Below are 10,798 nucleotides of genomic sequence, written 5' to 3'. Positions count from 1 at the left end.
TTGTTAAGGCCTTTATATTTGAGCAAAATAGCCTTTTATACGCGTTTTTATACAGTAGATACATCCGGGTACACCAATCGCGATTTATCAAAATTTTAACAAAAAAAAAAAACGAAACAACCCCTTTATACACAACAGTCAAAAAGGCAACGACAGATCCCGGATAAAAACACTCCGGGATGACGACAACTACAATACCAAAGGCAAGCGACCCAACAGGTAGATCCTGAAACCCTGCGGACCGCCAATTCAGGATGACCTCTTTTTTTCACAACAACGAGATCCCGGATAAAGACCTTCCGGGATGACAACAAAAAACAATAGAACAAGGCCGTTATAAAATAAAAGTCATCCTGAATTTAGTTCAGGATCTACCGATTGAGTTGTTGGGCTTTTGCATTGTTGTTGTCGTCATCCTGGAAAGTCGTAGTCCAGGATCTGTTGTTATTAAAAAAGGAAGGGAACCCGCAGCACAGGTTCCCTTCCCGTTAAGCGTTTACACGCTTTTAAAACCGCATCCCAAGCCGCAAAAAGAGCGAGTGGAATTGCAGATCCTTGTCGCGCCCAAAGTCGGACAGGTGTTTATCGCTGATAAACGCATAGGTGTAGCGGTATTCCAACCCGGCGAACAAATCGCTGGAAATGTCATACTGCAAACCTAACCCCGCGTAAAAACCCGTACCCCATTTGTCCTTGCTGGAACGGTCGCTTGCCGTGTCGGTGGTGGTCTTCATACGCGCTTGCATCATCCCCCAGCCCATCGGCACATAAACGCGCCAATTATCCCACGCGTTTAAGGTGTAGCGCCCGCCCAAAGCAATAGAGTGCAAGTAGAAGTCCTTATAGTTGCGGGCAACGCCGTCTTTGTTGTGGCTCTTGGTGCCCGGGTGGAGCATCATATAATCAAGCCCCATTGCAAAGTTGGGCGTCATATTCCACAGCATACTCACATCCGCACCGAAGCCGTTTTTGGCGTAGCGGTCTTTGCGGTCGTCTTTATTAAACGTATAAGCCACGCCGCCCGCCACGGATACTTCCATTTTCCGCTCGTTCACGCGCGCGGCCTTGCTGGGCGTATATTCGTCATACAGAACCGCGTTGGTGGTGGTAGAACCCTTGGAGTTCGTAACCGTTTGCTCCATTACCCCATAGTCCGAAGTACCGCGTTTGTTGGTTTCGGACACTTTATACACATTTGTAGTAGTGGTACTGGCGTTCAGGCTGGGTTCGCCCTTCTTCAAGGACGCTTGGTTGGCCTTTTGCGTGGCCGCGGCACCGGCTTTATGTTGGTAAGCCGCACCGGACGATTTGCCCCCTTGGGCAGAAACGGACGAGGCACCCAACACCAGCGCCAACGCCGCAATTAATACAGTTTTCTTCATTTTTCCCCCTGTAAAATACTGCTGTTTGGTTACTGCTGCTACCCTTTCATTTTAAACAACGCTTCACCCGCGCGCAACCGCAAAAAGGGGTTAGTTTGCATAAAAAAACCCGGGTATCACCCCGGGCCGGATATGTCTATTATATGCTTTATAACCTCTTTTGCCGAAGAGTTCCCTTGTAGGCATCTTCCCCCCACTCGCCTACATAGGCGAAACCTTTTTCCTCGTAATATGCGTTAATTTTTTTCGCTCCGGCCTTGCAATCCAGCCGTAAATAACGCTTTTTATTTTCGCGCGCGCTCACCTCGGCTTGGCGCAGAAATTCTGCCCCTGCGCCCGGCTTATCCACCGCGGCGGCCAAGTTGTGTACATACCACGCGGGGACCTTTTCATAATCTTGCCAGCGCGGGTCCTCGTCTAATAAAACGGCCGAAGCCACCAAGCGGGCTCCGTCAAATAGGCCCCACAACTGCCCACGGCGGGCGGCCTGCTCAAAATACGCTAAATTATAATGGGATAAATAATGCGCGCGGACCCATTGGTCAATGCCGTTGTTTTCAAACCAAGTTACGCGCTCTTCCACCAAGGCAAAAGCCTGCTTGGCCTGCGCCGGGGATAACGGAATAAAAGTAGTTGCCATATAGTTATTATACCTTTTAACGGCGTAGTATATTTGACACATCACTCCCTATATGTTATGATATGAGTGTTCTAGAAAGAGCGGCTTGGCAACAAGCCGCTCTTTCCTTAATAAGGCTCTACAAAAGGAGTAGATATGAGAGACCCCAAAACCATTGAAGAAACCGTAGCCCGCGCCCTTGCCCAGCAAGACGTGGAACTGGTGGATTTAATCATCCAAAACCAAGGCAAAAAGAAACTTTTACAGTTTTTCGTAGATAAAACCGGCGGCGTAACGCTGGACGACTGCGGCGAACTGACCGACAAGATTGATTCCATTTTGGAAATGGAAAACTTGATTGACGGCGCTTACATTTTGGAGGTATCTTCCCCCGGCTTGCAACGCGTACTTAAAAAGCCCGCGCATTTTAAACGCTTCGTCGGCCAACGCGCCAAAGTTGTGCTTAAAATCCCGTTGGAAGGCCGCGGCAGTTTTACGGGCGTTATCGCCTCGGCGGACGACGACCACTTTGTGCTTGATGACGGAACCAACCAGTTCCGCTTCGCGTACGACAATATCAAGAAGGCCAATCTGGACCCGGTCCTTGAATTTTAACCCCGCCGCGGCACCCGCCGGGCAACTATAAGGAGATTATCAAAATGGAAGGAAGTGCAAAAGATTTAGTTTTAGCGTTGGAAGGTTTGGAAAGAGAAAAAAACATCAAACGCGAAGACATTTTAAAAACGATTGAAGACGCCCTCGTCTCCGCCTTGCGCAAAAACTTGGGCAAAACCGCCCAAATTTCCGCCAAGATTGACGTGGAAAGCGGCTCTATTAAGGCGTTCCAAACCTTAAATGTGGTAGATGTGGTAACCAACCCGGAAATGGAAATTGACGTAGAAGGCGCCAAAAAATATTTAAAGGCCCCCAAAGCCGGCGACGTAGTAACCATTACCTTGGAAGTGGAGGATTTCTCCCGCATTGCGGCGCAAATCGCCAAACAAGTGTTAATCCAAAAGGTCCGCGGTATTGAACGCGACAACTTCTACAAAGAATTTAAACCCCGCGAAGGCGAAGTAATCACGGGTTCCGTGCGCCGCTTCTCCGACCGCGACATCATCGTAGATTTGGGCAAAGTAGAAGCCATTTTGCCGTATTGCGAACAAATCAAAAAGGAACGCTATGTAAACGGCTCCCGCGTAAAAGCCATTATCGCCAAGGTTCTTAACCAAAACGATTTGGCCAACATCGGCGACGATCCGGTTCTCTCCCGCTACAAATCCGCCGCGTTCAAAATGGACAAAGGCCAGCGTGGACCTTACGTCATTTTGTCCCGCGCAAACGGCAAGTTCTTGGAAGAACTTTTTAAAGTGGAAGTGCCCGAAATCAACGAAGGCATTGTGGAAATCAAAAATGTACAGAGAGACCCCGGCTTCCGCGCCAAAGTGATGGTGGCCAGCATTGACAGCAAGATTGACCCTATCGGCACCTGCGTCGGTATGCGTGGCATCCGCATCCGCGCGGTAATGAACGAACTTTCCGGCGAACGCATTGACCTTATCAACTATTCCGACGATATTTCCACCGTTATTATGAACTCTTTGGCCCCGGCCAAGGCTGATTTCGTAAAGATTGAAAGCCTGAGCGAAAAGAAGGCCACCGTTATCGTGCCGGACGACCAGTTGGCTATCGCCATTGGTAAAGATTGGCAGAACATCAAATTGGCCTCCAAACTTACGGGTTGGAACTTGGAAGTAAAGAGCGAATCCCAAAAAGCGAAGGAAGGCAAAGAAGCCACCGCCGCCGTACAGGCCACCTTGGCTGACGTAGAAGGTATCGGCCCCAAAATGGCGGAAGTCTTGCAGAAATCCGGCTTTACGACCATAGAACAAATCGCCGCGCTGGACGTAGAACACTTGTCCACCGTGCAGGGTATCGGCGAGAAAACGGCCGCCAAAATTATTGAAGGCGCTAAAAAATACTTAGCGGACAAGTCCACGCAGGAGGAAACTAATGACGACAAAGAAAACAACTAATACCGACGAAGAATCCTCCGCAAAGAAGAAAACGGCTGTAAAAAAGACGACCGCTAAAAAAGCAACCGCCAAAACGACGGCTGCCAAAAAAACGACGGCTAAAAAAACGACCGCTAAAACAACTGCCGCCAAAAAAACGACGGTTAGAAAAACGCACGCCAAAACGACGACCGCTAAAAAAGCGGCCGCAAAACCCGTTGCCGAAGAAGTGAAAGCGGAAACCGTGCAAGCGGCCCCCGTTCAACCCACGGTGGAAGCGAAACCCGCCCACCAGCCGGAACAAAAGCCAACGGTAAAACCGACCCCGGTTGAAAATACGCCGAAGCCGGCCCCTGTGGCGGCTGCACCGAAACCCGCGCAAGTAACGGTTGCCCCTAAACCGGCCCCCGCGCAACAGCCTGCGCCGCAAAATAACCGCCCTGCCCCGGTACAAAACAACCGCCCGCAAGGTTCGCAGAACGGCAAACCGCAGGGCCCGCAAGGACAAAATAGCCGCCCGCAGGGTCCGCAAGGACAAAGCGGCCGCCCGCAGGGCCAAGGCCCGAGACACGGACATCATCATAACGAAGCCCCAGTACAAGCGGCTCCGGCCAACGACCCGAAGGTAATCCGCATTGTCGGTCAACCCACGGTAAAAGAATTGGCCGAAAAGATGAACATCAAAACGAACGATTTTATCAAAAAGTTAATGATGATGGGCATCTTCGCTACGATTAACCAGCGCTTGGAAAAAGATATGCTGGAACTGATTGTGGACGAGTGCGGTTTTAAGGCCGAACTGGCGGAAGAAGATTTAAGCAAAGAAACCGTCGCACTTATGGAAACGCCGGACGACCCGGCCTCGTTAAAACCCAGAAGCCCGGTTATTACCATTATGGGCCACGTGGACCACGGTAAGACCAGCCTTTTGGACGCTATCCGCAAGTCCAACGTCGTCGCGGGCGAAGCGGGCGCCATCACGCAGCACATCGGCGCGTACCGTGTAACCACGCCGCGCGGCACCCTGACGTTCTTGGACACCCCCGGGCACGAAGCCTTTACGGCAATGCGTGCGCGTGGGGCGCAGGCCACGGATATCGTGGTACTCGTAGTGTCCGCCACGGACGGCATTATGCCGCAGACCATTGAGGCTATGGAACACGCCAAAGCCGCAGGGGCCCCTATCATTGTGGCGATCAACAAAATTGACCTCCCCGGCGCCAACCCGGACCGCGTCAAGCAGGACTTGGCCGCCCGCGGTTTAGTGCCCGAAGAGTGGCAGGGTAACACCATTTATGTAGAAATTTCGGCTAAAAAACATATCAATATTGATAAACTCTTGGAAATGATTTCCTTGCAGGCCGAAATGATGGAACTCAAAGCCAACCCGGACCGCCCGGGCGTGGGTGTAATTTTGGAAAGTAAGCGCGACAGCAAACGCGGCGTTGTAGCCACCGTACTCGTGCAAAAGGGTACGATGAAGGTCGGCGACCCGTTCCTCGTGGGCACCAACTATGGCCGCATCCGCGCGCTGATTGACGAAAATTCCCAACGCTACCAAAAAATCGGCCCCAGCGTTCCGGCGGAGATTTTAGGTATCAACGGCGAACCGCCGCAAGTGGGCGATACGCTCTACATTATGGAAAGCGAAAAGGAAGCCCGCTACGCCGCCGAAAAACGCAAACTGGCGCAAAAAGAAGACTCCCAAGCGCACCGCAAACAAGTTTCGTTAATGAACTTGGCGCAAAAGGATGAAAACGGCAACCGCGTTAAAAAGTTGAGCCTTATCTTAAAGGCCGACGTGCAGGGCTCCATTGAAGCCATTAAAGACGCGCTGTTGCGTATTCCGTCCGACGAGGTGGAACTGGATATTATCCTTTCTGCCCCGGGCAATATTAACGAGTCCGATATTTTGCTTGCTAAGGCCAGTAACGCGGTGGTAATCGGTTTCCACGTGGACGTAGAAAACAAAGCCCACGCCGAAGCCGAACGCGAAGGCATTGAAATCCGCCTTTACACCATTATCTTTGAACTGTTGGAAGATATCAAGGCCGCTATGGAAGGCTTGTTGGAACCCGACGTGGTGGAAACGGTTGTAGGTACGGCCACCATTAAAAAGGTAATGAAACTCAGTTCTGGCTTGATTTCCGGCTCGCTCGTAGATAGCGGTAAAGTAGTCCGCGGCTACGAAGTGCGCGTAAAACGCAACGGCGAAGAAGTGGGCCACGGTAAAATCGGCGGCTTAAAACGCTTCAAGGACGACGTAAAGGAAGTTGAAAAAGGATATGAGTGCGGTATCTTGATTGAGGGCTTCAAGGGCGTAGCCGAAGGCGACGTGATTGAGTGTTTCAGAAAAGATAACGTAACGCGCAGAATTAAGATGTAAATCTTAATTCAAGCGCAAGCCGCGAATATCATTTAAGCATTGAAGCCCTGCCCCTTGGCGGGGCTTCTTTATGTTCGCGGATTGTAACGCGCAGAATTAAGATGTAATTCTTAATTCAAGCACAAACCGCAAATATTATTTAAACCCCGAGGTATAAAAGCCGAGGGGTTTTCTTATGCCTAAATTTTCGCCCAAACTCTGCTATAATGTAAGTATGAAAAAATTACTCGTTATTTTTACGGTTTTGTTTTCGCTGGCGGCCTGTCAATCGGCCCCCAAAACGGCAAAAAGCCAAGAACCCCAAAACCGCACCTTAATTATTTTTTATGATGCCCAAGTAGGCAAAGAGCCTCTTTTTAAGGCCGCGCAAAAATACGGCTCGGAAATTATTTACGATTATAAAAACTTAAACGGCGCCGCCCTGCGCGTGCCCGATAACAAAACGCCCGCAAAGGCCATAAAATATTACAAAAAAGTGCCGGGCGTGCTGTCCGTGGAAATGGACAAACGGGCTTATTTAATGTAAAAGCCCCCGGCCGGGAACTTTACCCGGGGCTAAATATTTACTAAAATATATCAATGAAGCCTTTTCCTATTATTGTTTCTTCGCCCTCCGGGGCAGGTAAAACTACGATTGTAGATGCGGTCTTAAAGCGCGACAAATCCGTTTCGCGCGTGATTACCGCCACCACCCGTGCGCCCAGAATCGGCGAAAAAGACGGAGTGGACTACCACTTTTGGACGATTAAACAATTTGAGCAGGCCATTAAAAAAGGCCAAATGTTGGAGTGGGCCCAAGTGCATACGCACTATTACGGGATTCCCAAAAAATCGGTGGATGACCTGATGAAGAAAGGCATTTGCCCTATTTTGGTAATTGACGTGCAAGGCGCACGCACCGTAAAAGCCCAATACCCGGATGCGGCCACCGTGTTTATCGTGCCGCCGAGTTTAAAGGAACTCAAAAACCGCATTTTGCGCCGCAACGACAATACGCAGGATATTGAAATCCGCTTGGAAACGGCCAAAAAAGAAATGCAGGAACTGGACCGCTACGACTACGCCTTGCTCAATGACGAACTGGCCGAGGCCGTAGATAAAATGGCCGGGATTGTAGCCGCGGAACAATGCCGCGTATGCAGACAAGATTTAAAAATTAAAAATCTAAAATAAAACTTGCGAGGGATAATATGTCTTTTAAAAACGACAAAGAATTTGATGCCAAACTTATGAACTTTGACGGCGACCGCTACGACGTAGTCGTCTTGGCATCTATGTGGGCCAAAGAACTCAAAAAGAAAGACGAATACAAAAACCAGCCCAACGCCGTCGTTATCAAAGTGGCGCTGGACGACATTTTGTCCAACCGCGTTTCCAAAGAAGAAGTTTTAACCGTGAGCAAGAAGAACCTGGAAGCCGAACTCAAAGCCCAGGAAGAAGCCCGCAAAGAAGCGGAACGCAAAGCCAAAGAACCGATGAAACTGTAATATGGCCCAGGATTCGCTGCGCCGCTTGGCAGGAGAATTAAAACGCTTTATTGCCAACCAGGAAGAAGACGAATTTATCTTAACGGCCGCGCCCCAGCGCGCGGCCGCTGTTTTACCGTCTAATCCTGCCCCGCAGGCTGAACCCTTGCCCAAAATGCCGGAAGGCGAAACCCTGACCGTAGAATTTACCCGCAAGCCGAAAAGCATTATCCCCCCGCCGGAGGTTGCTGTCCAACCGTCCGCCGAAGCCGCACAGCCGGCCGACACACAAGAAACTTTGCCCGGGAGCCTTATGACCACCGCCGAAAAAACCGCCGCACTGGCAGAACTTGCCGAAACCATTAAATCCTGCACCCGCTGTCCGCTGGGTTCCTCGCGCTTAAACGCGGTGCCCGGGGAAGGTAACGTAGATGCGGACCTGATGTTTGTGGGCGAAGGCCCGGGGTTTGACGAAGACCGCCAAGGCCGCCCGTTTGTGGGCCGCGCCGGGCAGTTATTAGACAAAATGATTGCCGCTATGGGTTTAAAACGCGAGCAGGTTTTTATCGCCAATATTGCCAAATGCCACCCGATGACGGACCCGCTCCACCCCGAAAAACACGGCAACGACCGCGCGCCGAACGCCGCGGAAATCGCCTGCTGCCGCAAATATATTGAAAAACAAATTTCCATTATCTGCCCTAAATACGTCGTGGCGCTGGGAGGCGTATCGGCCAAGGCGCTTATTTCGGACGCCAAATCCTTGGGCGCATTGCGCGGTAAATTTTACGATTTGCGTTTGGACAGCGTCCAACGCCCACGCCCCGTTAAAATCTTGGCCACCTTCCACCCCGCCGCGCTCCTGCGCAACCCAGGCTGGAAAAAAGACGCTTGGATTGACCTGCAAATGGTAATGGCGGAACTGGGCTTAAAGGGCGCCGCAAAATAATCCTTTATGTACTGCAAAGTTGTGTTTGACGTACCGCTGGACCGCGATTTTGACTACTTGGTGCCCGACGAACTGGCCGCCAAGGTTGCCCCCGGCGTGCGCGTAACCGCCCCCTTTGGCCGCGTGCTGACGGGCGGGATGATTGTGTCCGTGAGCGAGGTCCGCACCGCCCCCGAGGATATGAAGTTAAAGGAAATTGCCTCGGTAGTGGACGAACGCCCGCTGTTCGGCTCCGACTTATTTCCCTTGACCCGCTTTATGAAGACCCATTGGGGCTGCCCCGTGGGGCAAATCCTTTTTTCGCTTGTCCCCCCGCAACCCTATTTTAAGGTGGATAATGCCCCTGTTTCCGTACATATTGACATCAAAACGCCCGCTTTTGCGCTGACAAACTCCCAGCAAAACGCCTTAAACACCGTCCGCTCGTTCCCGGCCTACGAATTTCACCCGGTGCTCTTTAACGGGCCTTCTTACACGGGTAAGACGGAAACCGTTTTGCGCCTGGCTGGCGACATACTGGCCGGATACGGGCAAACCTTAATCACCGTACCCGATATTGCGGCGGCGCGGCAATTCATTGCCGAGGCCGAAGCCCGCTTTGGGGCCAACAATGTATTTTGCTGGCACAGCCGGATGCTTTTATCCAAAAAGAAGAAATACTTTTCCGCCATTTCCAACGGCCTGCCCTGCGTGGTGATTTCCACCCGCTCCGGGGCGTTACTGCCCTTTAAAAACCTGCGCCTGGCCGCCGTATTGGACGAGGGCGACGACAACTATAAGCAAGAGGAAAACAAGCCCTATTACCACCTGCGCGATTTATTAATGTTCCGCGCACAGGCACACGGGGCGGTGCTGGTTTTTGCTTCCGCCACGCCCAGCGTGGAAATGCTTAAAATGGTGCAGGACAAGCAGGTTTTGCAACTCCCGTTTACAGAGGCCGTGCCCGGGCACAACTTTACGCCGCAAATCAAAATTACCGATAAAAAAGGCGAAAAAAGCCGCTTTCTGTCCGATTTTTTGGTCAGCCAACTGGCCGAAAACCTGCAAAAAAAGGAAACCTCTCTTTTAATTTTAAACCGCCGCGGCTACTCCACCGCTTACTATTGTTTAAACTGCGGAGCATACGCCAAGTGTAAAAAATGCGGGGCCATTTTATCGCGCGAAAACACACCCGAACACGGCGACCGCCTGGTTTGCAAAAAGTGCGGGCATACCGAAACCTTACAGCAGGAGTGCCCCCACTGCCACAACCTGATTTTTAAATCCCGCGGCGGCGGCACGCAAAAAATCGTTACCGAGGTGCAAAAACTCTTCCCCAAGGCAAAACTCCTGCGCTTGGATTCCGACACCTTAAAAACCAAGGCGGGCCAAGGGTTTGAAGCCTTAAACGCCCTAAAAAGCGGCGCGGCGGACATTATTGTCGGCACGCGGCTTGCCTCCGGGGCATTGCGCGGGGCCAAGGTAACACTAGCCGCCGTGTTGGATGCGGAACTGGAACTGGACGGGCCGGATTTCCGAGCATCTGAAAAATACGGGCAAATGCTCTTTGGTCTGCGCGGGTATTTATCGGGCGTGGCGGACGGACGGCTCATCGTGCAAGCCGCCGACAAAGAAGCCTACGATTATTCCCCCCTCTTATCGGGCGATTATACCAGCGCCGCCGAAACAGAACTATTACTGCGCGAGAGTTTTTCCTATCCGCCCTATACGCGCCTAATTAAGGTGCTGATTAAGGCCAAGGATACGGCCCTGTTAAACGCCGAAACCGCCCAAATCAAGCGTTTGGGCTACAACCGTGCCATAGAGGTCTTGGGGCCTGTGTGGTGTGCTAAAAAGACGGATGTATTAAAAAAACAGTATTTGCTGTTTAAAACGGACGAAGCCCGCTGGCTGGATTTGCTGGCGGTGCTGGATTCCTACGCGCCCGCCAAAAAAGTTACAATAAAGGTAGCGGCGGACCCGTACGATTTCTATTAAGGAG

Annotated in this window: 9 protein-coding genes and 1 pseudogene; 8 read left to right on the top strand and 2 right to left on the bottom strand. The window is 51.4% G+C overall.

Going from position 1 to position 10,798, the window contains the following annotated elements:
- Window positions 1-506: 506 nt before the first annotated feature.
- Window positions 507-1,382, bottom strand: coding sequence for an outer membrane protein (locus ACR0QV_RS05865; RefSeq protein ID WP_432635361.1), 876 nt, complete (start codon window positions 1,380-1,382; stop codon window positions 507-509).
- Window positions 1,383-1,530: 148 nt separating this feature from the next.
- Entirely contained in the window at window positions 1,531-2,022 is a 492-nt protein-coding gene (locus ACR0QV_RS05860) for a hypothetical protein (RefSeq protein ID WP_432635359.1), read from the bottom strand.
- 135 nt (window positions 2,023-2,157) lie between these two features.
- Here ACR0QV_RS05860 and rimP point away from each other — a divergent pair, with 135 nt between their 5' ends.
- The 8 genes and pseudogenes from rimP to priA all read left to right on the top strand — a co-directional run bounded on the left by rimP (window position 2,158) and on the right by priA (window position 10,794).
- Window positions 2,158-2,616 (top strand): ribosome maturation factor RimP, encoded by a 459-nt coding sequence (gene rimP / locus ACR0QV_RS05855; RefSeq protein WP_428052465.1) that lies wholly within the window; start codon window positions 2,158-2,160, stop codon window positions 2,614-2,616.
- A gap of 44 nt (window positions 2,617-2,660) precedes the next feature.
- Window positions 2,661-4,037 carry a transcription termination/antitermination protein NusA gene (gene nusA / locus ACR0QV_RS05850; RefSeq protein WP_432635357.1) on the top strand — a complete coding sequence of 459 codons (1,377 nt, stop codon included), beginning with the start codon at window positions 2,661-2,663 and terminating at the stop codon, window positions 4,035-4,037.
- Window positions 4,038-4,665: 628 nt separating this feature from the next.
- Window positions 4,666-6,402, top strand: a pseudogene (gene infB, locus ACR0QV_RS05845) (translation initiation factor IF-2); the annotation flags it as partial.
- 214 nt (window positions 6,403-6,616) lie between these two features.
- The gene (locus tag ACR0QV_RS05840; protein WP_432635355.1) at window positions 6,617-6,928 is read left to right on the top strand and encodes a S8 family serine peptidase; all 312 of its coding nucleotides are present in this window, start codon (window positions 6,617-6,619) and stop codon (window positions 6,926-6,928) included.
- A gap of 53 nt (window positions 6,929-6,981) precedes the next feature.
- On the top strand, window positions 6,982-7,575 hold the full coding sequence (gene gmk / locus ACR0QV_RS05835; RefSeq protein WP_432635353.1) for a guanylate kinase: 594 nt from the start codon (window positions 6,982-6,984) through the stop codon (window positions 7,573-7,575).
- Between the two features lie 17 nt (window positions 7,576-7,592).
- A complete protein-coding gene (locus ACR0QV_RS05830; protein ID WP_428054626.1) occupies window positions 7,593-7,889 on the top strand; it encodes a hypothetical protein in 297 nt (98 codons plus the stop codon).
- Window position 7,890: 1 nt separating this feature from the next.
- Window positions 7,891-8,817: a uracil-DNA glycosylase gene (locus ACR0QV_RS05825; RefSeq protein WP_432635351.1), complete on the top strand. Its 927-nt coding sequence runs from the start codon at window positions 7,891-7,893 to the stop codon at window positions 8,815-8,817.
- A 6-nt stretch (window positions 8,818-8,823) separates the two neighbouring features.
- A complete protein-coding gene (gene priA, locus ACR0QV_RS05820; RefSeq protein WP_432635349.1) occupies window positions 8,824-10,794 on the top strand; it encodes a replication restart helicase PriA in 1,971 nt (656 codons plus the stop codon).
- Window positions 10,795-10,798 lie beyond the last annotated feature (4 nt).

Source organism: Candidatus Avelusimicrobium sp. (genome assembly GCF_050873505.1).
GTDB lineage: Bacteria > Elusimicrobiota > Elusimicrobia > Elusimicrobiales > Elusimicrobiaceae > Avelusimicrobium.
Note: the sequence above shows the minus strand (reverse complement) of the source record. Positions and strands in the feature narration are given on the sequence as shown.

Excerpts from the sequence above, each read along its gene's own strand:
- ACR0QV_RS05865 (WP_432635361.1), bottom strand. The coding sequence starts at position 1,382 with ATGAAGAAAACTGTATTAATTGCGGCGTTGGCGCTGGTGTTGGGTGCC.
- ACR0QV_RS05860 (WP_432635359.1), bottom strand. The coding sequence starts at position 2,022 with ATGGCAACTACTTTTATTCCGTTATCCCCGGCGCAGGCCAAGCAGGCT.
- rimP (WP_428052465.1), top strand. The coding sequence starts at position 2,158 with ATGAGAGACCCCAAAACCATTGAAGAAACCGTAGCCCGCGCCCTTGCC.
- nusA (WP_432635357.1), top strand. The coding sequence starts at position 2,661 with ATGGAAGGAAGTGCAAAAGATTTAGTTTTAGCGTTGGAAGGTTTGGAA.
- ACR0QV_RS05840 (WP_432635355.1), top strand. The coding sequence starts at position 6,617 with ATGAAAAAATTACTCGTTATTTTTACGGTTTTGTTTTCGCTGGCGGCC.
- gmk (WP_432635353.1), top strand. The coding sequence starts at position 6,982 with ATGAAGCCTTTTCCTATTATTGTTTCTTCGCCCTCCGGGGCAGGTAAA.
- ACR0QV_RS05830 (WP_428054626.1), top strand. The coding sequence starts at position 7,593 with ATGTCTTTTAAAAACGACAAAGAATTTGATGCCAAACTTATGAACTTT.
- ACR0QV_RS05825 (WP_432635351.1), top strand. The coding sequence starts at position 7,891 with ATGGCCCAGGATTCGCTGCGCCGCTTGGCAGGAGAATTAAAACGCTTT.
- priA (WP_432635349.1), top strand. The coding sequence starts at position 8,824 with ATGTACTGCAAAGTTGTGTTTGACGTACCGCTGGACCGCGATTTTGAC.